The sequence below is a fragment of the Pseudokineococcus basanitobsidens genome, from assembly GCF_037482545.1.
Classification (GTDB): domain Bacteria; phylum Actinomycetota; class Actinomycetes; order Actinomycetales; family Quadrisphaeraceae; genus Pseudokineococcus; species Pseudokineococcus basanitobsidens.
In genome coordinates, this window is record NZ_JBBIAA010000014.1 from 41,877 (window position 1) to 67,882 (window position 26,006).

Here is a 26,006-nt window from a genome sequence, read left to right on the forward strand (position 1 = left end):
GCGCGGTCGGCCTGGACGACTGGTCCAGACGTGCTTATGTCACCACGAGGGAGCGCCCTGGCGGAAGAGGCATCGTGATCCTTCCGTGATGCCCGGTCCGCCCGCTCGTCACCCCCCGACGGCGGCTGCGAGGTGCTCGCCGGTCAGCGTCGAGCGCGCGGCGACGAGGTCGGCGGGCGTGCCCTCGAAGACCACGCGCCCGCCGTCGTGCCCGGCGCCGGGGCCCAGGTCGACCAGCCAGTCGGCGTGCGCCATGACGGCGAGGTGGTGCTCCACGACGACGAGCGACGTGCCGCCGTCGACGAGGCGGTCGAGCAGCGCCAGGAGGGCGTCGACGTCCGCGGGGTGCAGGCCGGTGGTCGGCTCGTCGAGGACGTAGACGCCGCCCGGCGTCGCCATGTGCGCGGCGAGCCTCAGCCGCTGCCGCTCACCGCCGGACAGGGTCGTCATCGGCTGGCCGAGCACGAGGTACCCGAGGCCGACGTCGGCCATCCGCCGCAGCACCCTCACCGCCGCCGGGGTCCGCGCCTCGCCGTCGGCGAAGAAGGCGAGGGCCTCGTCGACCGGCATCGCCAGCACCTCGGCGACGTCCTTGCCGCCGAGGTGGTGCTCGAGCACCGACGCGTCGAAGCGACGGCCGTCGCACTCCTCGCACGTGACGGCGACCGAGGTCATCATGCCCAGCGAGACCTCGACGACGCCCGCGCCGCCGCACGTCGGGCAGGCCCCCTCGGAGTTGCTGCTGAACAGGGCGGGCTTCACGCCGTTGGCCTTGGCGAACGCCTTCCGCACCGGCTCCAGGAGGCCGGTGTACGTCGCGGGGCTGCTGCGTCGCGACCCCCGGATCGGCGTCTGGTCGACCGCGACGACCTCCGGCACACCGGGTCCCGTGGGCAGGCAGCCGTGGACCAGCGAGCTCTTGCCCGACCCGGCGACCCCGGTGACGACGCAGAGGACGCCCAGCGGCAGGTCCACGTCCACGCCCCGCAGGTTGTGCAGGGACGCCCCGCGGACCTCGAGCGCCCCCGTGCGCGCCCGGACGACGTCCTTGAGCCGGGCGCGGTCGTCCAGGTGGCGCCCGGTCAGGGTGCCGCTCGTGCGCAGCCCGGCGACGTCGCCGGCGTAGACGACCTGGCCGCCCGCGCTGCCCGCGCCGGGCCCGAGGTCGACGACGTGGTCGGCGACGACGACGACCTCCTGCTCGTGCTCGACGACGAGCACGGTGTTGCCCTTGTCGCGCAGCCGGAGCAGCAGGTCGTCCATGCGCCGGACGTCGTGAGGGTGCAGGCCGGCGGTCGGCTCGTCGAAGACGTAGGTGACGTCCGAGAGCGGCGAGGACAGGTGGCGGACCATCTTGACGCGCTGCGCCTCGCCGCCCGAGAGCGTGCCCGGCGGGCGGTCGAGAGAGAGGTACCCGAGCCCGATCTCGACGAGCGCCTCGAGGGTGCCCCGCAGCGCGGTGAGCAGCGGTGCGACGGAGGGCTCGTCGAGGTCGCGCACCCACGCGACGAGGTCGGTGACCTGCAGCGCGCTGACATCGGCGATGTTCTTCCCGCCGATCCTCGAGGAGCGCGCCGGCGCCGCGAGCCGGGTCCCGTCGCACCCCGGGCAGGTCGCGAAGGTGACGGCGCGCTCGACGAAGGCGCGCACGTGCGGCTGGAGCGACTCGACGTCCTTGGAGAGCATCGACCTCGTGATCTTCGGGATGAGCCCCTCGTAGGTGAGGTTGACCCCCTCGACCTCGACCTTCGTCGGCTCCTTGTGGAGCAGGTCGTGCCGCTCGTGGGAGGTGTAGTCGCGGATCGGCTTGGCCGGGTCGAGGAAGCCGCTGCCCTTGTAGATGCGCCCGTACCAGCCCTGCATGCTGTAGCCGGGGATGGTGAAGGGGTCGTCGTCGAGCGACTTGGCGTCGTCGAACAGCGCCGTGAGGTCGACGTCGGAGACGGCGCCCCTGCCCTCGCAGCGGGGGCACATGCCGCCGGTGCGCGAGTACTCCTGGCGGACGGCGCGCCGCTCGCCGCGCTCGACCGTCATCGCCCCCGTGGCCCGGACCGAGGGGACGTTGAAGGAGTAGGCACCGGGCGGGCCGACGTGCGGCTGCCCGAGACGGCTGAACAGGACGCGCAGCAACGCGCCGGCGTCCGTGGCCGTGCCGACGGTCGAGCGCGGGTCGGAGCCCATCCGCTCCTGGTCCACGACGATCGCCGCGGTGAGACCCTCCAGCAGGTCGACGTCGGGGCGGTTGCGGCTCGGCGTGAAGCCCTGCACGAAGGCGCTGTAGGTCTCGTCGACGAGCCGCTGCGACTCCGCCGCGACGGTCCCGAACACCAGGGAGCTCTTGCCCGACCCGGACACGCCGGTGAAGACCGTGAGCCGGCGCTTGGGGATCTCGAGGCTCACGTCGCGCAGGTTGTTCTCGCGCGCGCCGTGGACCCGGATGACGTCGTGCCGGTCGGCGGTGCGGACGTCGGCCCCGGGCCCGTCCGCGACCTCGTCGGTGCTCATGGCGACCTCCCCGCGTCGGCGCGGCCGGGACGGCCCCCGTCGGGCCGCGGGCTCGGGGCCGGCCCCGCCCGCAGGATCATGCCCGCGGCGTCGTGCCCGGCGGGCTCCAGGTGCTGACGGTCACGGCGAGCGTGACCGTCGTCGTGCCCGCGAGGCGGGCGACCCGCGCGTCGAGCTCCGCCTCGGAGGTGTGATGGGCGCTCGGGCCCATGGCCGCCGCCGCGCGGGCGAGGCGCCGGTCGAGGAGGACGTGCTCGGTGACGTCGTGGGCGGTCGTGCGCGTGAAGCCGGGCAGCGACCGGGCGAGGCGCTCGTCCTTGGCGGCGTCGACGGCGACCATGCCGAGGGCGTCCACCAGCTCGCCGAGGTGCTCCGGGCGCGGCGTCACGACGACGAGCGCGCCGCCGATCGCCAGGACCCGGGCGGTCTCGGCGGCGTCCCGGGGGCCGAAGACGCTCGTGACGACGGCGACCGAGCCGTCGGCCAGGGGCCACCGCTCGCGCAGGTCGGCCCCGACCGCCACGGCGCGGGGGTGGGCGCGGGCGGCCCGGCGCAGGGCCGGGGTCGACAGCTCGACGCAGACGCCGAGGGCGTCCGGCAGCCGGTCGAGCACGCCGCCGAGGTACCAGCCCGTACCGCCGGCGAGGTCGGCGACGAGCGTCTCCCGGTCGTCCCCGGCGCCGCCCGACCCGGCCCCGGGGCCCGCCGGGCGGGCGGCGTCGACGGCGTCCACGACCGCGGCGGCGAGGGCGTCCCGCACCGGCGCGTAGACGCCGCTGCCGAGCAGCTCGGCGCGGGCGGCCACCATCGCCGCCGTGTCCGCGCTGCGCGGCGTCGGACCTCCGCGGCGCAGCGAGACGTGCCCCTGGCGGGCGCGGTCGAAGGTGTGGCCGTGCCCGCAGCGCAGGCCGCCGGCGGTGGCCCCGAGCGGGCCGCCGCAGACCGGGCAGCGCAGGGCGTGCAGGACCGCGGCGGGGAAGGAGGCGAGCCGCGGGGCCCCGGGCGGCCCCGCGGCTGGAGCCTCGTCCACCCGGCCGAGCCTAGGGCGCACCGCGTGGACGGACGGCGCCCTCCGTCCTCGACGTGCGGGGGGTCACAGGTACGTGGTGACCGAGTCGACGACCGTCGTACGCGGCGTGGACGTCCCGGCGAGGTAGAAGGAGACCTGCGTCACCGACCCGAGCTCGAGCTCCCCGCCCCCGGAGGCCCAGGACGGCGGCGCCAGGTCGGTGAAGGGCACCTGCAGGACCTGCGGCCCCGTGCCGTCCGGGGTGACGACGGCCTCCCAGTAGCCGCCTCCCGCGACGAGCTGCACGGTGACCGGCGAGGCGTCCTCCGGGTCGACCCACAGCTGCAGACCGCGCTGACCCCACCAGTCCTGCGGCTCCGGCAGGTCGCGGGAGACGCCCGCGTAGCCGGCGCTCCCGGGCTGCACCTGCAGGGCGAGGGCGCGGTCGTCGGCCGCAGCCGGGTCACGACGACCTCCGCGGGCGAGGGACACGACGACCGGGTCGCCGCCGGGGTTCACCGTGACGGCGGCCCGGGCCGCCGCGTCGTCGTCGAGCCCGGAGAAGTCCTCGACGACGACGGGTGCCGTGGGCAGCGACCGCGTCGTGAAGCCGGCGCCGCCCCCCGTGGCCACGGTGCTGCCCGCGCCGTTCACCGCGGTCACCGACCAGCGGTACGTCGTACCGGGCTCCAGCCCGGCAGGAGGCGTCCAGGACGTCCCCGGCAGACCGGTGGCCGTGACGGGAGGACCTCCGTCGCCGTCCACGGGCTCGAGGACGACGCGGTAGTAGGCCGCGTCCCGGGCCTCCTCCCAGCGCAGGGCCGGTGACGTGCCGACCTCGGCGGCCCCGTCCGCGGGGGCGACCTGCGCGAAGGCGCCCGGCGCCCCGGCGACGACCTCCGCCCGCGTGCGGACGACGGCACGGACGAGCGAGACGGGTCGCGCCGCCGGGCCGCGACCGTGGACCTCGCCCCAGACGACCCGCACCCGCCCCACCTCGGGCAGCTCTCCCGTGCGGACCCACCAGCGGTCACGTCCGTCCCGGGTCAGCGAGGTGTCGACCGGGACCCAGGTGCCGTCCCCGTCGGGCACCTCGACCCGCAGGGTCCCGCTGGGCCCGGTCGGGCGGCCGCGGGCGGCGACGAGGAGCTCCAGGCCGGTGGTGCCCGGCCGCTCCCACGTGACCTGCCCGTCGCCGGCGCGGGCGACGACCGCGCTCTCGTCGCCGGCGGGGGAGGTCGCGAGGCCGTCGGAGTGCGACGACGTCAGGCCCCAGTCCTCGAGCGGGTCGACGAGGACGGCGTCGCCGCCACCGGCCCGCACCGGGTCGGAGGCGGGCCCCTCGACCCCGTCCCGCCCCACGGGGACCACGCGGTAGAGCGTGCTCGCCGCGTCGGCCCGCTGCTCCGTCAGGTCGAGCCACGGCTCGTCGGAGGCGGGCACGGCCCGGTCGGTCAGCCGGACCCAGCCGCTGCGCGGGCCCGCGGCCCTCTCGACGTGGTAGGCCGCGGCGCCCGCCGTGCCGCGCCAGGTGACCTGGGGCACACCGGCGCGCCGCAAGACCTCGGTGACGAGCGGGGGCTCGAGCGGCTCGGGCGCCGGGGCGCGGCCGTCCTGCAGCTCACGGCTGAAGTCCTCGAGCGTGTCGACGCGCAGCCGCATGCGGGCGTCGTCACCGGGGACGTGGAGCGTGAAGCCGTCGTCGTGCGGCACGAACCCGCTGCGGTCGCCGTGCGGGAACAGGGACCAGAACAGCATCCCGCTCACCGTCGGCTCGTCGACGAGCGGGTCGAGCAGCTCGTCGCTGATCGCCGTGGACGCGTACTCGCCCGCGACGTAGACCTTGCCCGACGCCGTGACCTCGGCCGCGTCCCGCAGGACCGCCTGCGCCGTCGGCGGGTAGTAGTGGACGTCGACGACGTCGACGCTCGACGCCAGGGTGTCCGGGTCGATGCCGAAGCGGGTGCCGGCCGCGACGAGGTGCCGCGGGGCGAGGTCACGCAGCAGCGCCGCCCGCCCCTCGATCCACCCGGGCGTCATCCCGCGGAGCTCGTTGCCCAGCTCGAAGGCGAGCACGGTCGGGTCCTCGGCGTAGGCCAGGCCCGTGTACGGGTTGACGTGGGTGAGCACGCGCGTGACGTACTCGTCGAAGGCGGAGACCGCCCGGGGGTCGGAGTAGAAGGCCTCGCCCGGCAGCCCGAGGGGGTCGGTGAAGTCCCGGTGCCCCCCGTGGTAGTACTCCCACTCGTCCGTCAGGGGCAGCACGAGGCGGATGCCGAGCTCCCCGGCGTAGGCCATGGCGTAGTCGATGGTGGCGAAGGCCTCGTCGTTCCACGTGCCCGCCTCGGGCCGCAGCGTGAGCGGGTCGCCGGTGGAGGCGAGCATGTGCGAGCGGACGACGGTCGCGCCCGTGGCCGCCGCGGTGTCGAGGGCGTCCCGGATCCGGAAGCGCGTCGGGTAGGCGACGCCACCGACGTTCTCGTCGAGGCCGAGCCAGTAGATGTTCGGCCCGGAGAAGCGGAAGGGCTCGCCGTCGAGACGGAGCGTCCCGCCCTCGCGGGTGACGAAGGACGTGTTCCTCGACGGGCCGACCGGCGCGTCGAGCCCCGGCGCGGCGGCGGCGGACGTCGGGGCCGGGGCGGCCGAGACCTGCGTCGCGGCGGCGCCCGTGAGCGCCAGCGCCAGGGCGGTGCTCGCCGCGAGCACCGCCGTCCGGTGTCGGTTCCTGCGGGACATGTCGTCTCCCTCGTCGGTGAGGTCGGGTGGTGGGTGGGGCGCGGGTCGGGCTCAGACGGGCAGCGGTCGCGCGGGCGGCGCGCCGAGGAGGTCGGCGCGGTGACGCAGCGCGGCAGCGCCCAGGAGGGGGCCCTCGCCGCGCAGCGCCGAGACGCCGACCTCGACGCGCCGCGCGTACTCGTGGACGGCGTGCTCGCGCACGGAGGCCCGCACGAGGTCGACGTAGTCGTGCCGCACGGCGACGAAGCCGCCGCCGACCGCGACGGACTCCAGCTCCAGGAGGGTCGCCACCCCCGCCACGGCCTGGCCCACCAGGCGTGCCGACCGTCGGGTCGCCTCGTCGGCGACGGGGTCGCCCGCCCGGAGCGCCGCGGCGAGGTCCTCGCCGCTGCGCCCGGTCCAGCCGCGCCGGCGGGCCCAGCGGACCGTCGAGGGACCTGACGCCGCGGCCTCGAGCGTGGTGCCGTGGCCCTCCTCCCCCGGCTCGACCGCCACGTGCACCTGGCCGATGTGGCCGGCGTTGCCGGAGCGGCCGGTGACGAGGCGGTCGTCCACGACGACCCCGCCGCCGATCCCGGTCGAGACGACGACGCCCATCGACGTCCGGGCGCCCCTGGTCGCCCCGAGCCAGTGCTCGGCCAGCGCGATGCACGTGCCGTCGAGCCGGACCACGGCGGGCAGCCCCGAGGCCCGCTCGACCACCTCGCGCAGCGGGTAGCCGGCGAGCAGCGGCAGGTTCAACGGGGAGACCGTCCCGCCCGCGCCGTCGAGGGGACCCGCCGAGCCGACGCCCGCCGCGAGCACCGGGCGGTCCGCCGCCGCGAGCGACGAGCGCACGGCGTCGCCGAGCGCCTGGGTGACCTCGGCCGGGGACCTCGTCGGCCCCGTGGGCCGGCGGTGACGGCTGCCCGTCACGAGCCGGCCGCCGGCGTCGACCAGGGCGGTCTCCAGCTTCGTGCCGCCGACGTCGACGGCGAGCACCAGTCCTGCGGTGGTGTCCATGGTCTCCTCGGCGGGGTCCTCGAGGCCGTCGGCGGGGCTCAGCCCCAGTCGGCGACCAGCTGGTTGGAGGTGCGCAGCACGCGGGGGTCGACGAGCCGCGCCGGGTCGACGTCCAGCCGCGAGCGCACCTCGAAGGTGGCCTGCTCGCCCGGCAGGAGGGTCACGAGCATGTCGTCGACCACGGCCTCCGGGTCGACCTTGTCGACGAGCAGGGCGAGGTCGCGGACCAGCCCGCGGGCCGTGACGACGACCCGGTACCCCTCCGCCGTGCGCTCGGCGACGGCCTCGAGGTCGGCCGCGGCCAGCGCCGAGTCCCGGTGCTCGGCGAAGAACCAGAAGGCGCGACGGCCGCAGGAGTCCACCACCACCAGCTCCTCCCGCGGGTCGTCCGGCCGGGTGACGTCGGGCGGCAGCGCGGTCGTCGAGGCGTCGCGGGGCTGGACGTCCGCCTCCCAGGCGTGCTCGGCGAGCACGGTGCCGTCGAAGCGGACGCGCCGGGCACGCGCCTGCCCCCGCCACGGGGCGGGCGCGTCGTTGACGGCGACCGCCGCCAGCCCGTCCCCGCGCGGCTGGACCGTCAGCAGGGCGTCCTCGTAGACGTGCTTGAGGGCGTACAGCAACGGCTTGGCGCGGCCGTCGCCGTCCACGGCCGCCCACGACGTCACCGGCCAGCAGTCGTTGAGCTGCCACACGACGGACCCGCTGCAGCGGGGCGACTCCGAGCGCATGTGCTCGATGCCGACCGTCACCGCGAGCGCCTGGTTGAGCGACATCGCCCAGTGCCAGTCCTCGACGTCGTCGGGCAGCGGCAGGTGGGCGACGAGCCCGTCGGTCAGCTTGTCGTTGCCGTCCTGCGCCTTCTGGTGGTGGGCCATCCCCGGCGACTCGGGGGTCAGCGGCGCGTCGCTGATGGCACGCGTGGTCGTGGACCACGTCGCCGGGCCCTGCCAGCCGAACTCCGCGACGAAGCGGGCGTGCACGTCGCGGTAGGTGGGGTAGTCGACCCGGTTCCAGTGCTCCCACAGGTGGACCGAGCCGTGGTCGGGGTCGTTGGCGGGCAGGTCCGGGCTCCCCGACCACGGGCTGGCCGGGGTGTAGGCGCGCACGGGGTCGAGCTCCGCGACGACGCGGGGCAGCAGGTCGAGGTAGTAGCCCAGCCCCCAGGTGCGACCCTGCAGCCGCTTCTCCCAGCCCCACTCGTCGTGGCCCCACACGTTCTCGTTGTTGCCGTTCCACAGCGCGAGGCTGGGGTGGGGCATGAGCCGCGTCACGTTGTCGCGGGCCTCCGCCTCCACCTCCGACCACAGCGGCTCCTCCTCGGCGTAGCTGGCGCAGGCGAAGAGGAAGTCCTGCCAGACGAGGAAGCCGCGCTCGTCGCAGAGGTCGTAGAAGTCGTCGGACTCGAAGTAGCCGCCGCCCCAGATGCGCAGGAGGTTGATGTTGGCGGTCGCGGCCTGGTCCAGGCGGGCGGCGAGCCGGTCGCGCGTCACCCGGGTGACGAAGGCGTCGTCGGGGATCCAGTTCGCCCCCCGAACCCACAGCGGCTCGCCGTTGACGAGGAACTGGAAGCCGGTGCCCTCCTCGTCGGGGTCCATCCGCACCTCGACGGTGCGGAACCCGATGCGCTGGTGGCGCTCGGCCAGCAGGGCGTCCTCGGCGCGCAGGGCGACGGCGAGGTCGTGCAGCGGCTGGTCGCCGCGGCCCCGGGGCCACCAGAGCTCGACGTCGGGCACGACCAGCTCCACCACGGCGGACGACGCACCGGCCGGCACGGCCGCCGTCCCCTCGACGCCGCGCACGGTCGCGACGACCTCGAGCTCCACCCCGACGCCCGCGGCCGAGCGCTCGACGTCCACGTGCACCGCGACGGTGCCGTCCGCGCCGCGGACCCCCACGACGGGGCGGACGGCGGACGCCCGGGCCCGGCTCCAGCCCTCGACCCGCACGGGGCGCCAGATGCCCGACGAGGCCGCCTCGAGCCCCCAGTCCCACCCGAAGTTGCACGCGGCCTTGCGGAGGGCGTTGAAGGGGTGGACGTAGGTGTGGGGGCGGTAGCCGATCTCCAGGCTCGCGCGGTCGGCCTCGCGGATCGGCGACGCGAAGGTGACGACCAGCCGGTTGGCCCCGGGCCGCAGCACGTCGCCGACGTCGACCCGGTAGGTGCGGTGCTGGTTGCGCGTGGCGGCGACGACCTCGCCGTTCAGCTGCACGGTGGCGACCGTGTCGAGACCCTCGAAGACCAGGTCGTGACGCTCGTGGTCGTCCGGCTCCCAGTCGAAGGACGTCGAGTACTCCCACGCGCACTCCCCGACCCAGGCGACCGCGTGCTCGTTCCGGTCGAGGAACGGGTCGGGGACCAGGTCTGCGTCCAGCAGCGCCGTGTGGACGAGCCCCGGCACCGCGGCCGGGATGGTCAGGCCCTCCAGGTGGGCGGGCACCGGGCCGCCCACGGCCCGCAGCTGCCACACCGCCGGCAGCTCGTGCACGGTCAGTGCGGAGGCGGCGGTGCGGGTGGGGGTCGTGGTCACTTGGTCGCTCCAGACGTGAGGCCGTTGTAGATGAACTTCTGCAGGAGCAGGAAGGCGACCAGGGTCGGGCAGATCACGAGGATCGTCCCGGCCGCGATCACCTCCCACTGCGAGCCGAAGGGGCCGGTGAACCGGAAGAGGGAGGTCGAGATGACCCCCAGGTCCCGCGACGGCATGTACAGGAAGGGGATGTAGAACTCGTTGTAGACCGCGATGCCCTTGATGATGACGACGGTCGCGATGGCGGGCCGCAGGAGCGGCAGCACGATCCGCCGGTAGACGGTGAAGCGGTTGGCGCCGTCGAGCATCGCCGCCTCGTCCAGGGCCACCGGGATGGACTGCATGAACTGCAGGAAGATGTAGATCGCGACGATGTCGGTCCCGGTGAACAGCGCGATGGCCGACCACCGGGTGTTGAACAGGCCCAGCGCCTCGACGACCTGGAAGGTCGCGACCTGGGTCGTCACGGCGGGGACCAGGGTCGCCAGCAGGAAGAGCGCCGTCACGAGCCGCCGGCCGCGGAAGCGGAAGCGGTCCACCGCGTAGGCCGTCATCGTGCCGATGAGGACCGTCCCGGTGATGGACACCGCCAGGATGATCGCGGTGTTGAGGAAGCCGACGACCATGTCGCCCCGGGTGAAGGCGGTGACGAAGTTGTCCAGGTTCAGGAAGCTGCCGGGCAGGTCCAGCGGCCCCGTGCTCCGGTACTCGTCGTTCGTCTTGAAGGCGAGCGTGAAGATCGTGACGATCGGCAGGAGGGCCGCGAGGCAGGCGCCGACGAGGACGAGGTACTTGAGCACCGTGGCGAGGCCCTCGAGCACCGGCCGCGGGGGACGCCGCCGCAGCGGCGGCCCGTCGTGGAGCAGACCCGTCGTGGTCCCGGCCCCGGAGGGCCCTGCGGGAGCGGTGGTGCTCATCGGGTGGTCGCCTCCTCGTCGGGGAAGAACCGGCGCTGCACCAGGGCCACGAGCAGGACGACGACGAGGAGGACGACCGCCATCGCCGACGCGAGCCCGACGCGGGCGAACCGGAAGGCGGTGTCCACCGTCTGGATCACGAAGGTCTCCGAGCCGTTCGCGCCGCCGGTCATGATGTACGGCATCTCGAACGTCGAGAGGGCGCCGGAGATCGCGAGCAGCAACGACAGGCCGAGGATGCGCCGGATGCTCGGCAGGACGATGTAGCGGAACTTCTGCCAGGAGCTGGCCCCGTCGATGTCGGCGGCCTCGTACTGCTCCGAGGGCACCGAGGCGATGGCGCCGAGGAAGAGCACGAAGTTGAGCCCCATGTACCGCCACACCGAGGTCGCGGCCAGGGAGACGTTGACGACGGACGGGTTGCCCAGCCACTGGGGCGGCTCGTCGACGCCGAGCACGCCGAGCACGCCGTCCAGCGTCCCCCCCGGCCGGAAGAAGTACAGGAACATGAGGCCGATCGCCACGCCGTTGATGAGGTAGGGGAAGAAGATGATCCCCTTGAAGACGTTGCGGAAGCGGGTCCGGAAGCTGAGCAGGGTGGCCAGGAGCAGCGCCAGCCCGAGCTGGACGGCGGCGCCGACCAGGTAGTACAGGCTGACGGCGAAGACGCGGAAGTACTCCGGCCTCGTGAAGATCTCGACGTAGTTGGCGAGACCGACGAACTGCTTGTCGGGGTCCAGCCCGTCCCACTCGGTGACGCTGTACCAGAACATGCTCGTGACCGGCACGTAGGTGAAGAGCACGAGCAGGGCCAGCGGGACGAGCAGGAACAGCCAGGGCGTCGCGCGGGACCCGCGGACCGAGCCCCGCCGACGCCGTGGCCGCGGCTCGGGACGGGTGACGGCGTCGGTCCGGACGCCTTCGGCGACGGCCATGGCGCCTCCTTCCGCAGGTGGGGCTCCCGGGCGTCCCCCGGAGGGGTCGCGGGCCGAGAGGGTGGGGGTGGAGCGGTGGTGCGGGGGGTGCGCAGCGGGGCGGGCGGGTGGTGGGGGGGGGGGGGGGGGGGGGGAGGGGGGGGGGGGGGGTGGGGTTGGGGTCTTGGTCTCTCCCCCCCCACCCGCGGCTCACCGGACGGCGGTGACCGCCTGGCCCCAGCGGCGGTTGAGGTCGTCGAAGATGGACTGCTTGTCCCCGTCGGCGGCGCCGCGGGCGGCGTCGACCAGCTCCTGGCGGTACTCGTGGCCGAAGAGGGTGATCTCCGCGTCGTTGGCGATGTCGTTGACGAGGCTCTCCTCGCCCGCCGGCCGCGGGTCCAGCTCGACGTACTCGACCCCGAGGTCGGAGAAGTCCTTCAGCGTGTCCGGCACCTGCGAGTCCTGCAGCGGGCTGATCGCGCCCTGGCTCTCCGCGTAGCCGGACTCGGTCTCGAACCAGTCGACCCACGCGCGGGCGGCCTCCTTGTTCTCGGAGTACCGGCTGATCGCGAGCAGCTTGTCGGTGGCGGTCACCGAGCGGAACGCGCCGTCGGTCTGCCACGGCATGGGCCAGAAGCCGATGACGTCCCGCTCCTCGCCGGCCGCCTCCGCGGCGTCCTGCATCTGGGTGATGGCCCACGAGCCCAGCACCATGGAGCCGACCTGGCCGGTCGCGAGGAGGTTCTTCGACTCCTCCCAGTTGGTCGTCGTGGGGTCGGGCTCGCTCAGCCCGCGGGCGACGGTGTCGTACAGCAGCCCGTCCATGGCGTAGATGTCGTTGCCCTCCGTCCAGGGGGCCGGGTCGCTCGTCATCTCGGGGACGACGTCGGGCCCCTGCTGGTTGCCGAGGTTGCCGGCGAGGGTGTCCAGCGGCCACCCGTCGGCGTAGTTCGTGTAGTAGGGGATGGCGTCCGTCCGGTCCTTCACCTGCTGGAGCGCGTCGAGGTACTCCTCCTCGCCCGCCGGCGGCTCGGTGACGCCCGCGGCCTCGAAGACGTCGCGGTTGAACACGTAGCCCATGGCCGAGCCGAAGGTCGAGAGCCCGTAGACCGTGCCGTCGTAGCTCCCGTCCCCGACGAAGCGGTAGGTGTCCCCGAGCTCGTCGGTGGTGCCCAGCGGCTCGAAGAAGTCGGGGTACTGGTCGGGGGAGACGTTGGAGGAGGGGATGAGCAGGACGTCGCCGTAGTCGCGGGAGTTGAGACGGATGCGGGTGTCCCCCTCGTAGTCCGTCAGGGCCTCGAACTCGACGTCCACGTCGGGGTACTGCTCCTGGAACCGCTCCACGTAGTCCTGGAACGTGGTGTCGACGAGGTCGGTGCGGTTGGTCAGGACGGTGATGTCGCCGGACGGTCCGCCGGTGCCGCTGGCGGTGTCGTCCCCGCCGCACCCGGACAGCGCGAGCGACGAGACGACGGCGAGCACGGCGGCGCCGCGCAGGTGGTGCGGTGTCATGGGTCCTCCTGGGAGACGACGCCGACGGCCGTGTCGACGCGGTGCTGCTGCTCTGCGGGTCGGGGACCGGTCGTCCTCGTCCGGCGCCCGCGGGGTGGTCCGCACGCGGCCGGCCCCGAGGGGCGGGGCGAGGGCCCTCGTCGGCCGCGCAGCACGAGTCTCGGGCGGGGTTCCCCGCCTGTCAAGAACTTAGTTCACTTACTTAAGTCACAACCCCGGTGACGTCGGCGGCCGTGCTCTCCCGGGCGACGACGACGGCGGGGGCGGCGTGGTGCTGCCGCGGCGGCGCCCCGGCGAGGACGTCGAGCACCGCGCGCCCCACCTGCTCGCCGACGGCCTGGACGTCCCGCGACACCGCCGACAGCGGCGGCACCGAGAGCTGGCACTGGGCCGAGTCGTCCCAGGCCAGGACGGCGAGCTCCTCGGGGACCCGGAGCCCTGCGGAGGCGGCCGCGTCGAGCGCGCCCAGCGCCATGAGGTCGCTGTCCACGACGACGGCCGTCGGACGCCCGGACCGGGAGAGGGCCTCCGACACGGCGACCGCGCCCGACGCCCGCGAGTAGTCGCCGACCGCGGTGGCCCCGGCCGCCCCCGCGTCACGGCAGGCGCCCTCGAAGCCCTCGCGGCGCACGCGCGAGTGGAGCATGTCGGCGGGTCCGCCGACGTGCAGCAGGCGCCGGTGCCCGCGGTCGAGCAGGTGCGCGACGGCCGCGCGCACGGCCTCGTCGTCGTCGGTCCAGACCGTGGTGACGTCGTCCCCGACGGGTGGCCCGACGACGACGGCCGGCAGGCCGAGCTCCCGCACGAGCGCGGGACGGCTGTCGCCCTCGCGCACGTCCACGACGACCACGGCGCCGACGCGGCCCGTCCGCGCCCAGCCCCGGTACGCGGCGACCTCCGCCTCGACCGTGGGGAGCACCCGCAGGAGCAGGGAGCGGCCGCGCGGCAGCGTGACGCGCTCGATACCGGTCACGAGCTCGTGGAAGTAGGGCTCGGCGCCCATGATCTCCGCGTCCCGGACCAGCGCCAGTCCGATCGGGGCGAGCAGCTCGGGCACGGGCACGGCAGGCCCCCTTCGACGCGGTCTAGGGTCGCCCCGCAGCGTAGGGACGGTGACGAGGGGGCGAGGTGGCCAGGCGCGCGCTCGCTCCCGACACCCCCGGGAGCCGGGCCCTCATCGTCGACCTCGTGCGGTCGGCAGGTCCCATCAGCCGGGTCGAGCTGACGCAGGCGACCGGCCTCACGCAGGCCGCCGTCTCCATGATCGTGCGCAAGCTGCTCGACGACGACGTCGTCGTCGAGGTCGGCTCCGCGCCGTCGAGCGGCGGCAAGCCCCGCCGCCTGCTGGACATGAACCGCAGCGCCCGGTACGGCCTCGGCATCCAGCTGGGGGCGGAGTCGATGACGGTCGTGGCCACCGACACGAGCGGTGGGGTCGTCGCCCGCGAGCGTCACGGCGGGGCCGGTGACGACGAGCCGGCCGCGGTGGTCGCCTGGATGGCGGAGGTGTTCCGCCGTTTCGTCGCCACGGCCGAGATCCCGCGGCGCAGCATCGGCGGCGTCGCCGTCGTGGTGCCGGGGCCCATCGCCGCCGACGGCCTCGTCGGCGCGCCCACCCTGACGCGGTGGAGCGGGTTCGGCCTGCGCGAGGAGCTCGAGCGACGGGTCGAGCTGCCCGTGCTCGTGGACAACGACGCGAACGCCGCTGCCCTCGGGGAGTTCTGGGGGCGCGGCGTCTCCCGGTACACCGCCTTCGGCTGCGTGTACATCGGCGCGGGGATCGGGGCGGGCGTCGTCGTCGACGGCGCCCTCTACCGCGGCGCGAGCTCGAACGCCGCGGAGCTCGGGCACATCAGCGTCGACCGCGACGGCCCCCCGTGCTTCTGCGGGGGCACGGGGTGCCTCGAGCGGCTGGCCTCCCCCGCAGCCGTGGTCGAGGAGGCGAGGCGCTCCCCGCAGGACTTCGCCGGCCTCGGTCTCGAGGACCCCGGTCGGACCCCGCCGGAGGTCTACGAGCTGCTCTCCCGCGCCGCCGTGGCGGGGCACGGACCGGCCGAGGAGGTCATCACCCGGGCGGCACGCCTCGTCGCGTCCGCGACCCTGACCTTCTGCACGCTCTTCGACCTCGACGAGGTCGTGCTCTCCGGGCCCGCCCTGGCCACCGCCGGGTCCATCTACGCACGAGAGGTCCGTGGAACCCTCGAGCAGCGGGGCTTCGCGCGGCGCACGCACGAGACGGCGGTGTCGCTGTCCACCCACCCGCGGGACGCCGCCGCCGTCGGGGCGGCGGCGCTGACGCTGCAGGGCGCCCTGTCCCCCGGGCACGGGCCGGCGCTCTCCTTCACCAGCGGGTACCTCGCCGGCCCGTGACGGGACGGCGGGTCAGTCGGGCAGCCCTACCTCGCCCTGGTTGAGGACGCGCGGGTGGAAGTAGGCGGCCTGGATCTCCGCGTCGGTGTTCTGGCCCCGCAGCTGCTCCGACCACACCATGAAGTACGCCCACCGGGTCTGGGACTCCAGCACCTGCCGGCTCGGCACCTTCCCCGTCTCGGCGACGGCGACGGGCTTGTCCCCGGCGATCGCCAGCATCCGGCTCTGGTCGGCCGGGCTGGGCTGCGACTTGTACCAGACGTCGAGCGAGGCGACGTCGACGTAGGAGTCACCGGGGTAGTACGCGGCCCAGTCGCCGTCGGGGTTGTCCTGGACGTTCCAGACCCAGATGAGGTTGGTCAGCCCGCGCGAGTCGAAGTAGTCCTTCATCTGCTGGTAGATCTTCGAGCTCCCGTTGGCGCCGGGGCGGCCGCCCCACCAGTTCCAGGACTCGTTCATCTCGTGGAACGGCCGGAAGAGCACGGGCACGCCGGCGTCCCGCAGCTGCTGCAGGTACGGCACGACCTCGGCCATCCGCTGACGCCAGACCTGGTTGAGCCGGGTGCCGCCCGTGACGACCTGCAGGTAGTCGGCGTCGCTGATCCGGCTCTTGACGCCACCCTCGAAGGCACAGGTGCTCGGTCCCGTGGGCGGGCACGCGTGCCAGGCCAGCGTGACCAGCGACCCGTTGGCCCACTCCGTCCTCGCCTGGTCGACCACGCGCTGGCGGTCCCCGGCGTCCGTGGCCGTGAACATGAGGTCCCCGCCCCACAACCCCGGGTACTGACCGGTGACGCCCTTCACCTGGGCGGTGTACCGGCCGGGGTCGCTGGCGGGCTCCTTGTTGTGCTGGCCCGACACGATGCTCGTGCCGGAGATGGAGCGCAGGTACTGCAGCACCTCCCCCCGCGACCCGGGCGCGAAGGCCTGCGCCGCGGGCGCGCCGCCCATCGGGGCGACGACGGACGCGGCCGCCAGGACCAGACCGGCCAGCGCCGCCTGACCGGCACGGCCGCCGCGACCGGCCACGGCCGCGGGTCCGAGGCCCTGGCGCCCCTGCCGTCGAGTCCTCCTCGCGATGCTCCGTCGCATCGTCACCACCCCTGTCCTCGCTCGTGGGTGACGCCAGCCTCCCCGCCGACGGGGGCGCGGTCAAGGCTTTCATCGTTCGCTTATGTAAGCGACGAGGACGAGCCGCTCCCGCGTCGACGTCGCGCGGCCTCCAACGTCGGGCGGGTCGGCCGTCCACCGCGACCACCGACGGCCTCGCCGTCCACCGGGCGCACGGCGACGGAGGTCGCTGTCGGTGGGTGGGAGTAGCGTCGCCCCTGTTCGAACTGGTGTTCGATTTGCGACGAGGGGGTGTCCGGTGGACGACGACGCGGCGGGCGACGCCTCCGGTGGCGTGCCGGTGGCGCGACGACGCGCGGCCGCCCTCGTCGGGGCGCTGGTGGACCAGCAGGCCGTGCGGGCCCGCTCCTACGCCGCGACCCTGACGACGGTCGCCGACCTCGTCGAGCAGATGTCCGCCCCCGGCGGGCCCACCGCCCCGCTCGCCGGCAGCGCCACGGGACCTGGACCCGGTGCGGTGACCGACCCGAGCGCCCCGGGCGGAGGGGTCGCCGCCCGGCGGGGCCGGGCGTCCACCGACGCAGCCCGGAGCCGCCGCCGGGTCCGCGCCCGTCTGGCCCGGGCCTACGCCACCGGCGACCCCGTCGAGGCCACCACCGCCGAGGTCGCCACCGCGCTGCGCATGGCGACCTCCGCCGCCGCGCGCCTCGTCGACGACGCCCTCGCCCTGACCACCGACCTGCCGACCACCCTGGCCGCGCTCGAGCAGGGGATCACCACCGAGGCCCACGCCCGGGTCGTCGCCGCCGGCACGAGCGACCTCGACGCGCCCGCCGCCCGCTGGGTCGACGCCCACCTCACCGCCGAGGACCTCACCCGGTCCACCCCGGCCGAGCTACGCGCCCGCCTCGCGCACCTGAGCGCCCTGGCCGACCCCCACCAGCTGAGCACGCGCACGCGGGCCGACACCTGCGCCCGCGCCGTCCACCTGGCGCCGCTCCCGCACGGCATGGCCCAGCTGACCGCCACCGGACCCGCGCTGGACCTCGCCGCCTGCTTCGACGTCCTCACGGCCGTCTCCCGGGACCGCGGCGGACCGCACGGGCACGTCGACCCCCACGCGGCCGCCGCCGCCGGCCTCGACGTGCTGACCGCCGCGGCCACCCCCGACGCGGCGCTGCCGGACCGCCGCGGGGCGGACGCCCGTCGTTTCGACGCCCTCGTCGACCTCCTCGCGGCACCAGCCGCCGGGGCCGCCGTCGACCGCACGGGGACCGGCGACGTCGCGCGGCCCGCCCACGGGGCGCACCCGGGTCGCTGCCACGGCCCCCAGGTGGTCGTCGCGATGACCAGCCTCCTCGGCCTCGACCACGAGCCCGCCCACCTCGCCGGCGTCGGCCCCGTGCCCGCCACCCAGCTCGCCGCCCGCCTCCGCCACCACCCCTACCGGCGCGCCTTCACCGACCCGGTCACGGGCCAGCTGGTCGCGCTCGACGGGCACCTCACCCGGCCCACCGGCACCCCGGGGACGACAGCCGTCGAGACCGTCGCCCTCCCGGCGCTCCTGGACCACCTCGACGCACCGGGCACGACGACGGCGGCCGGCCGCACCCGCCCGGGCACCCTCCCGACGCACACGGAGCTCCTCGACGCCACGAGCACCCCGACCACGAGCACCGGGACCACGAGCACCGAGACCACGAGCACCGGGACCACGAGCGGGAGCGCCCGCTCGGGCACCGACCGTGCCCGTGCAGCAGCGTCCGGAGGGCGGCGTCGACCGCTCGCCCCGGTGGTGCCGGGAGCCCCGGACCAGCCGGCCGCACCGCCGGGCAGCCCAGGGGCACCGCCGGGCACCACCGTGGCTCCGCCGGGCAACCCCGTGGCTCCGCCGGGCACCCCCCTGGCGCAGCCGGGCACCCCAGCGGCACCGCCCCCGCCGACCGACCCACCGAGGGCCACCGCGGCGCGCCGGCCTACCGGCGGCCGCGACGACTGCCCCGTCACCGCCGCCGGCGGCGGCCCGTACACCCCGTCCACCGCGACCGCGCGCCATGTCCGCGACCGCGAGCCCCGCTGCGCCTTCCCGGGCTGCCGCGTCCCCGCCACCCGCTGCGACCTCGACCACCTCCGGTCCTACGCCGGCGGCGGGCCCACCTGCCCCTGCAACCTGCACCCCCTGTGCCGGCGGCACCACCTCGCCAAGCACCGGTTCGGCTGGCGGGTCGAGCACCGGACCGACAACCCCGCCGACACGAGCCTCACGTGGACCAGCCCCACCGGACGGAGCACCACCACGCGACCCCACCCCCTCCTGCCCACGCGTCCCGGCGACGTCCCGCGCCCCGACGAGGCCCGGCCCACCTCGGAGGTGGCCGGCGACGACGCCGTCAGCTACCCCACGGACGACGGCGCCGACGACGACGTCGTCCGCACACGCGGCGCCACCGAGCCCGCCCGCCGCCGCGCCGCACCGGCGCAGGAGCACCGGCGGCCGGCCGCGCACCCCTCCCGCCCCCGTAGCTCCTGGAGCGACGACGCCCCTCCACCGCCCTTCTGAGACGGCCCCCGGTCCTGTGCACGGCCCTCGCGGAGGTCACCGGCCGACCGCGGCCCCGGAAGCCCGACCGCACGCCGTGACCGGTGGGAGGCACCGCGACACGGGTATGACCCGGAGCGCGTCGCGCTCGGCGCCCGCGACGTCTGCGACGCCCGGACGATCGGCACACAGGTCGCGGACGCCGCCGGGCACCCGCGCGTCAGCGCCGGAGCGGGGTGCCCACCGTCGCCGTCAGCCGACGACGACCCGGTGCGTCGCGTGGTCGTAGGTGAAGGTGACGGGCCCGCCGGGGTGGTCGAGCGTGATGTTCGGGCCGTCCGGCACGCCACCGGCGCCGTAGTTCTCCGCCCACGACCGGTCGACGGCGACCTTGTAGGCGTAGCTGCCCGCGGGCAGGTCGACGGCGAGCACCCAGCGGCCCGAGGCCTCGTCGTAGGTCATCTGCGCGGCGTCGCAGTCCGGCTGCCAGTCCCCGGGGCACCCGATCTCGGAGTCGAGGTCGCCGGCGATCGCGACGGCGTCCGGCTGCTCGACGCTCTCCTCGACCGCCGTCACGAGGTGCGTCGCGGTGTCGTAGGTGAAGGTGACCGCCCCGCCGGCCGTCGTCAGGGCGATGTTCGCGCCGTCCCGGACGCCGCCGGCGCCGTAGTTCTCGTCCCAGGACCGGTCGACCGCGACCTTGTACTCGTACGAGCCCGCCGGCGGCGCCACGGTCAGCGACCAGGTGCCGGCGTCCGCGTCGTACGTCATCTGCGCCGCGTCGCAGTCGGGCTGCCAGTCGCCGGGGCACCCGATCTCGCTGTTCAGGCTCCCTGCGACGGCGACCGAGGTCGGCTCGCCGCCGACGCCGGGCCCCGGCTCGGGGGCGACCACGGCGCGCGTGCTCGCGCCCGCCACGTTGCCCGAGTGGTCCCGCACGACGGCGCGGTACTCCAGCGCCGTGCCCTCGTCCAGGCCGCGGACGTCGTGGAAGACGCGGTACGGGGCGTTGTCGTCGGTCCCGAGGACCTGCCAGTCCTCGCCCGAGCCGGCGGGCCGGACGGCGAAGGTCACCTGGTCGAAGCCGTCGCCGGGGACGTCGACCGACACCTCGGCGCGGCCGCTGACCTCGGCGCCCGTCGTGAAGACCGGCGTGGGCGCGGACCGGGCCGGGCGCATCGCCTTCGTCGCCCTCCACACGACCGCGGACAGCGGGGGCACGGTGACGCGCGCCGTGCCGTCGTGGTCGGAGAAGACGTCCGCCGTGCCGGCGGGCCACAGGCCGTCGTAGCGCGTGCGGGTCGTGAAGGTGTCGAGGGCGACGGTGCGCGCCTGCTCGCTGTTGTTCGTCGCGACGAGGTACTCGACGTCGTCGTCGTCGGAGATCCGGCTGAAGGCGTAGACCCCGGCCTCGTCCTCGGCGTACCGCTGGACCAGCGCGCCGTCGGCCAGGGTCGGGTTCGCCGCGCGCAGCGCCGACAGCTCGGCGATCTCCCGGTACATCGGCGAGGTCTCGTCGAAGTTCTCCTCCGCCGTGGTCGCGTCGCTGCCGACGAGGACGTCGTCGTTGTAGGTGGCCACCTGCGAGGCGAACATGTCCTGCCGCGCGTCCTGGTCGCCGCCGTCTCCGGTGAAGCCCTGCTCGTCGCCGTAGTAGACGACCGGCTGGCCGCGGGTGAGGTACATCAGCGCGTGCGCGAGCCGGTCGCGCGCCAGGAGATCGTCGCCCTCGGCTCCCGCGTCCTGCAGGAACATGCCGATGCGGCCCATGTCGTGGTTGCCGAGGAACGTCGGCAGCGAGTACGCGTTGCTGTCGTCGTCGGTGTAGAGGTCGTCGGCCGCGAACAGGTCCGCGAGCTGCTGCGTCGCCCCGCCGCTGGCGAAGGACTGCGCGCGCGCCTGGAAGCCGAAGTCGAGCGTCGCCTGGAGCCCCGCCTCGGTCGTGTAGTGCGACAGGAACGCCGGGTCCGAGTCGTAGACCTCCCCGAAGGAGAAGAAGTCGTCGTTGCCGACGTCGGCGGCGTGCTGCTCGATCGTCGGGGCGAAGTCCTGCCAGAACTCGTCGCCGACGTGCTTGACCGTGTCGATGCGGAAGCCGTCGATGCCGAGGTCCACCCAGGTGGAGTAGATGTCCTCCATGCCCTGGACGACCTCGGGCCGCTCGGTGAAGAGGTCGTCGAGCCCGGAGAAGTCGCCGTACTGGTCGGACTCCCCGCCGTCGAACCGCGCGTCGCCGCGGTTGTGGTACATCGTCGGGTCGTTCAGCCAGGCCGGGACCTTGACCTCGGCGTCGCCGGGACGCGGGAAGACCGGCGTGTACGGGAAGGACGTCGCCGGGTCCAGCGCGGGGAAGTCGTCCGTGCCCGCGTAGGCGCGGTCGTCGAAGGCCTCGCCGGCGGCGTCGCGGTAGGGCTCGGCCTCCTTGGTGATGTAGGTCTGCGTGCCCTCGGCGTAGGAGATGACGTCCGCGGTGTGGTTCGTGATGATGTCGAAGAAGACCTTCATCCCCCGCGCGTGCGCGTCGGCGATCAGGTCCTCCAGCTCCTCGTTCGTGCCCAGGTGCGGGTCGATCCGCGTGAAGTCGGTGATCCAGTACCCGTGGTAGCCGGCGGAGACGTTCTCGCCGCTCCCCTGCACCGGCCGGTTGAGGAAGGACGGCGTGAGCCAGATCGCCGTCGTGCCGAGGCTCTCGATGTAGTCGAGGCGCTGACGGATCCCCGCCAGGTCGCCCCCGTGGTAGAAGCCCTTGGCGGTCGGGTCCAGCCCGCTGACCAGCCGGTCGCCGCCGTACCCGCCGTCGTCGTTCGTCGGGTCGCCGTTCTCGAACCGGTCGGCCATGACGAAGTAGAAGCGCTCCCGCGTGAGGTCCTCGCGCAGCGAGCCCCGCGCCAGCGCGCGGTCCTCGGCGCGCTGCTGGGCCTGCTGGGCGCGCAGCTCCCGTGGCGAGGCGGGAGCGGCACCAGCGGGACCCGCAGTCAGGGGGAGCAGCAGCGCAGCCGCGACGGCCACCGCTCCTGCAGCGGACGTGGCAGCGGACGGACGACGCACGGCGAGCCTCCTCGACGGTGAGTGACGGGCGGAGCGTAGGGCACCCGGCACCCGCGAGCACAGGTCACGGGCGTCGGACCCGCGCGCCCCGGCACCCGGCCTCGATGGCGTCGTCTCACCCTCTCTGCCCGTGCCGCTAGAGAGCGCCAGACGACGCGATCGGCTCACCCGTCGACGACGGCCTTGCCCGGGTTGAGGATCCCCAGCGGGTCGAGCGCGGCCTTGACCGCGGCGGAGACGTCCATGGCGACGTCGCCGAGCTCGGCTCGCAGCCACGCGCGCTTGAGGACCCCGACGCCGTGCTCGCCGGTCAGCGTCCCGCCAAGGCGCTGCGCCAGCGCGAACACCCGGCACGCCGCGTCCCACGGCGCCCCGGACAGGACGTCCTCGCCCTCCGGCACGACGAGGACGGGGTGCAGGTTGCCGTCCCCGGCGTGGGCGAAGACGGCGATCCGCACCCCCGTCGCGCGGGAGATCTCCTCGACGCCCGTGACGGCGTCGGCGAGCCGCGAGCGGGGCACGACGACGTCCTCGATGACGGCCTGGCCGAGCCGTTGCAGCGAGGGCAGCGCCTCACGTCGCGCGGTCATGAGCTCGGCCGACCGCTCGGCGTCGGTCGTCGTCTCCGACGACGTCGCCCACGGCTCGACGGCGGCCAGGACGGCACGGGCCGCGACCTCGGCCCCGTCGCCGTCGGTCTGGACGAGGAGCATCGCCGCCCCGCCCGCCCGCAGGTCGGTGCCACGGGCCGCGTCGACGGCCTCGAGGGTCGCGGCGTCGACCAGCTCCAGGACGGCGGGCTCCACCCCCGCGCGCGTGATGGCGGTCGAGGCCCGCGCGGCGGAGGCGACGTCGGGGAAGAAGGCCGTCGTCGTCGCCTGCCGCCGCGGGCGCGGACGCAGGCGCACGGTCGCCTCCACGACGACGCCGAGCGTCCCCTCCGAGCCGACGAGCAGCGCGGTGAGGTCGTAGCCGGCGACGCCCTTCGTCGTCGCGCGGCCCGTCCGGAGCACCCGGCCGTCGGCGAGCACGACCTGCAGCCCCAGCACGGCCTCGCGCGTCGCGCCGTACCGGGCGCACCGCAGCCCGCCGGCGTTCGTCGCGATGCTGCCGCCGACGCTGGCGATGGCCGCGCTCGCCGGGTCGGGGGCGTACATGAGCCCGTGCACGGCCGCGGCGGCGTCGAGGTCGGCGACGAGGACCCCGGGCTGGACGACGGCGACCTGGTCGTCGGGGCGCAGGTCCAGCACGCGGTCCATCCCGGAGACGTCGAGGACGACCTCGCCCGTCGTCGCCGACGCCCCGCCCGCGAGACCGGTGCCCGCGCCGCGGGTGACGACCGGCGTCCGGGTGGCGCTCGCCGCTCGCAGCACCGCGACGACGTCCTCGGTGCTCCGCGCCCGCACGACGCCGTCGGGCAGGCCCGCCGGCCGGTGGCCCGACCAGTCGGTCGCCACCGCCTCGCGCGAGGCCCGGTCGGTGCGGACCGCCGGCTCCCCGGCCCACCCCGACGTCCCCACCGACGTGAGAACCGGCTCGGCCCCGTCGTCGCCGTCCGCGCGCTGCGTCATCGCCCCGCCCTCCCGCTCGTCCTCGCCCGCTGCGGGACGACGTCCCATGGTCCGCCCCGACCGTCGACGATCGTGCCAGACCTATGGTCTAGTCGGACCGTCGACCCCTCGTCCCGACCGGAGGACCCGTGACCTCGCCCCCCGAGACCCCGCCGCCTGGTACCCAGCCGCCTGCTACCCAGCCCGTGGGGCCCATGGACGCCGCCGGCGCCACCGGCCGCCTCGTCACCGAGAGGGCGCGCACCGACCTCGCCGACCTCGACACCCGCAGCGCGCGCGAGGTGGTCGCCGTCCTCGCCGCGGCGGACGCCGAGGTGCCCGCGGCGGTCGCGGCGGCGGGGGACGCGGTCGCCGCGGCGGTCGACCTCGTGGTCGAGCGGATGGGCCGCGGCGGGAGGCTGCTGTACGTCGGCGCCGGGACCCCCGGCCGGCTCGCCGCCGTCGACGCCTCCGAGGTGGTGCCCACGTTCGGCACGCCCCCGGGCCTCGTCGTCGCGGTCGTCGCCGGCGGCTCCCGCGCGCTCGTCGAGGAGAGCCCCGGCGCCGAGGACGACGCCGCCGCGGGCGCCGCCGACGTGCACGCGCACGGCGTCGGGCCGGACGACGTCGTCGTCGGCATCACCGCCTCCGGCCGCACGCCCTACGTGCTCGGCGCCGTCGACGCCGCCCGGGCGGTCGGGGCGGGCACCGTGGGCGTCAGCAGCAACCCCGGCGCGCAGCTGAGCGGCCGGGTCGACGTCGCGGTCGAGGTCGTCACGGGCCCCGAGGTCGTCGCGGGCTCCACCCGTCTCAAGGCCGGGACGGCGCAGAAGCTCGTGCTCAACCAGCTCTCGACGGCGGTCATGGTCCGCCGCGGGCGGACCTTCGGGCCGCTGATGACCGACGTCCGTGCGTCCAACGAGAAGCTCCGCGGGCGGGTGCGGCGCATCGTCACCGAGGCCACCGGCGCGGACGCCGCCGACGTCGAGCGGGCGGTGGAGGCGGCGGACGGCCACGCGGGCACCGCGGTGGTCGTCCTGCTGGCGGGTGTCGACGCCGACCGGGCCCGCGCGCTGCTCGCCGGTGGCGGGGGTGTGCGAGCGGCGGTCGAGCGCGCGCGGCGGGAGCGCGGGGAGGGTGACGAGCGCGTGTGATCGTCGTCGGCCTCTGTTCGGGCACCGCGGCGTACCTCGTCGCCGACCTGCCCGGCGGACGGGCCGACCTCAGCCGCTCCGCTCGGCGACGGGGCGGCTCGCGCCCTCGGTCACCGCGCTCTCGCCGCTCTTCTCGTCGCTGTAGACCATGAGGGTGGAGCCCACGAGGGCGAGGACGATGCCGACGGCGCCGTAGGGGCTCGGCAGGGTCTGGAACACGACGAGCGAGAGGACGACCGTCAGCACCGGCGCCAGTGCGTTGGTCACCGGCGAGACCACCGAGGCGCGGCCCCGGGTGAGCGCCATGACGAGGAAGAGCGCCCCGACGGCGTTGAGGAGCTGCGTGCCGGCGGTCAGCACCGGCGCCTGCCACACGTAGCTGCCCGGGAAGCCGCCCATCGACCAGAACGCCAGCGGGACCAGGACGAGGCCGGAGATCGTCATCCACCCGAACGTCGTCGCGTCGTTGACGCCGTTCAGCCCGGCCTTGCGCATGGCGAAGGCCTGCACGCCCCAGGCGACCGTGACGACGAGCGCGAGCGGCAGCCACACGCCGGTGTCGACCCCGCCGCCGCCGGACACGCTGAAGAGCACGACGGCGACGAGCGCGAGGACGAGGCCGACGACCGCGAGGCGCGCCAGCCGCTCGCGCAGCAGGCCGACGGCGAGGAGCACCGTGACCGCCGGGGACAGCGCGACGAGCGGGAAGATGAGGTACGCGGGACCGTCCGAGAGCGCGCGGAAGAGCAGGAGCTGGCCCCCGGCGCCGGTGAGGCCGGCCGTCAGGCCCCACGCCGTCGCCACCCCCCGTCGGTCCCACCTCGCGCCGCGCAGCACCACGGCGGCGGGCACGAGCATCGTGAGCGACCAGATGACGTAGATCATCTCGTCGGGGTAGCCGTAGAGGTCCGTCGGCGTGGCGGAGAAGGCGCCCCAGACGCCCCAGAACAGGACCAGGAGGCCGGCGTAGGGGATCCAGCTGGTGCGGGAGAGCATGGTGGGCTCCTCGTCGTCGAGGTCGGGGCCGGTCGGCGGCGCCGTCCGGGTGGAGGGGGCTAGTCCCCCGTGTCGTCCGGGGGGCGGTCGTCCTCGGCGAGGCGCTCGAGCGCACCGGCGTCGAGCGGCGTCCCGTCGCGGCGGGGGGGGGGGGG

At 75.2% G+C, this 26,006-nt stretch carries 16 protein-coding genes; 3 read left to right on the forward strand and 13 right to left on the reverse strand.

The window, feature by feature from the left end; translation table 11 throughout:
- Positions 1-108: 108 nt before the first annotated feature.
- From WDZ17_RS11865 to WDZ17_RS11905, 9 genes are all read right to left on the reverse strand, one after another.
- On the reverse strand, positions 109-2,505 hold the full coding sequence (locus WDZ17_RS11865) for an ATP-binding cassette domain-containing protein (protein WP_339575370.1): 2,397 nt from the start codon (positions 2,503-2,505) through the stop codon (positions 109-111).
- A 76-nt stretch (positions 2,506-2,581) separates the two neighbouring features.
- Positions 2,582-3,535, reverse strand: a complete 954-nt coding sequence (locus WDZ17_RS11870) for a putative RNA methyltransferase (protein ID WP_339575371.1) — start codon at positions 3,533-3,535, stop codon at positions 2,582-2,584.
- A 63-nt stretch (positions 3,536-3,598) separates the two neighbouring features.
- Positions 3,599-6,250 (reverse strand): carbohydrate binding domain-containing protein, encoded by a 2,652-nt coding sequence (locus tag WDZ17_RS11875; RefSeq protein WP_339575372.1) that lies wholly within the window; start codon positions 6,248-6,250, stop codon positions 3,599-3,601.
- A gap of 51 nt (positions 6,251-6,301) precedes the next feature.
- Positions 6,302-7,252: an ROK family protein gene (locus WDZ17_RS11880; RefSeq protein WP_339575373.1), complete on the reverse strand. Its 951-nt coding sequence runs from the start codon at positions 7,250-7,252 to the stop codon at positions 6,302-6,304.
- 38 nt (positions 7,253-7,290) lie between these two features.
- Positions 7,291-9,780: a glycoside hydrolase family 2 protein gene (locus WDZ17_RS11885; RefSeq protein WP_339575374.1), complete on the reverse strand. Its 2,490-nt coding sequence runs from the start codon at positions 9,778-9,780 to the stop codon at positions 7,291-7,293.
- A complete protein-coding gene (locus tag WDZ17_RS11890) occupies positions 9,777-10,697 on the reverse strand; it encodes a carbohydrate ABC transporter permease (protein ID WP_339575375.1) in 921 nt (306 codons plus the stop codon). The genes WDZ17_RS11885 and WDZ17_RS11890 overlap by 4 nt, the downstream gene beginning before the upstream one ends.
- Entirely contained in the window at positions 10,694-11,632 is a 939-nt protein-coding gene (locus WDZ17_RS11895; RefSeq protein ID WP_339575376.1) for a carbohydrate ABC transporter permease, read from the reverse strand. Before WDZ17_RS11895 ends, WDZ17_RS11890 begins: the two co-directional genes overlap by 4 nt.
- A gap of 189 nt (positions 11,633-11,821) precedes the next feature.
- Positions 11,822-13,123, reverse strand: coding sequence for an ABC transporter substrate-binding protein (locus WDZ17_RS11900; protein WP_339575377.1), 1,302 nt, complete (start codon positions 13,121-13,123; stop codon positions 11,822-11,824).
- A 202-nt stretch (positions 13,124-13,325) separates the two neighbouring features.
- A complete protein-coding gene (locus tag WDZ17_RS11905) occupies positions 13,326-14,186 on the reverse strand; it encodes a LacI family DNA-binding transcriptional regulator (protein WP_339575378.1) in 861 nt (286 codons plus the stop codon).
- 65 nt (positions 14,187-14,251) lie between these two features.
- Between WDZ17_RS11905 and WDZ17_RS11910 the strand changes: the two genes are divergently transcribed.
- Positions 14,252-15,493, forward strand: coding sequence for an ROK family transcriptional regulator (locus tag WDZ17_RS11910; protein ID WP_339575379.1), 1,242 nt, complete (start codon positions 14,252-14,254; stop codon positions 15,491-15,493).
- Between the two features lie 12 nt (positions 15,494-15,505).
- Here the strand turns inward: WDZ17_RS11910 and WDZ17_RS11915 are convergent, their stop codons facing one another.
- A complete protein-coding gene (locus WDZ17_RS11915; RefSeq protein ID WP_339575392.1) occupies positions 15,506-16,585 on the reverse strand; it encodes a glycoside hydrolase family 26 protein in 1,080 nt (359 codons plus the stop codon).
- Positions 16,586-16,862: 277 nt separating this feature from the next.
- On the opposite strand from WDZ17_RS11915, the gene WDZ17_RS11920 reads away from it, so the two are divergent.
- Positions 16,863-19,124 carry an HNH endonuclease signature motif containing protein gene (locus tag WDZ17_RS11920; RefSeq protein ID WP_339575380.1) on the forward strand — a complete coding sequence of 754 codons (2,262 nt, stop codon included), beginning with the start codon at positions 16,863-16,865 and terminating at the stop codon, positions 19,122-19,124.
- A gap of 231 nt (positions 19,125-19,355) precedes the next feature.
- Here WDZ17_RS11920 and WDZ17_RS11925 read toward each other — a convergent pair whose 3' ends face one another.
- On the reverse strand, positions 19,356-22,112 hold the full coding sequence (locus WDZ17_RS11925; RefSeq protein WP_339575381.1) for an alpha-amylase family glycosyl hydrolase: 2,757 nt from the start codon (positions 22,110-22,112) through the stop codon (positions 19,356-19,358).
- Positions 22,113-22,315: 203 nt separating this feature from the next.
- Positions 22,316-23,722 carry an FAD-binding oxidoreductase gene (locus WDZ17_RS11930; protein ID WP_339575382.1) on the reverse strand — a complete coding sequence of 469 codons (1,407 nt, stop codon included), beginning with the start codon at positions 23,720-23,722 and terminating at the stop codon, positions 22,316-22,318.
- A 194-nt stretch (positions 23,723-23,916) separates the two neighbouring features.
- Here WDZ17_RS11930 and murQ point away from each other — a divergent pair, with 194 nt between their 5' ends.
- Complete coding sequence (gene murQ, locus WDZ17_RS11935; RefSeq protein ID WP_339575383.1) at positions 23,917-24,855, forward strand: N-acetylmuramic acid 6-phosphate etherase; 939 nt, start codon at positions 23,917-23,919, stop codon at positions 24,853-24,855.
- A gap of 69 nt (positions 24,856-24,924) precedes the next feature.
- Here the strand turns inward: murQ and WDZ17_RS11940 are convergent, their stop codons facing one another.
- Positions 24,925-25,851: an EamA family transporter gene (locus WDZ17_RS11940; protein ID WP_339575384.1), complete on the reverse strand. Its 927-nt coding sequence runs from the start codon at positions 25,849-25,851 to the stop codon at positions 24,925-24,927.
- Between the last annotated feature and the right edge of the window lie 155 nt (positions 25,852-26,006).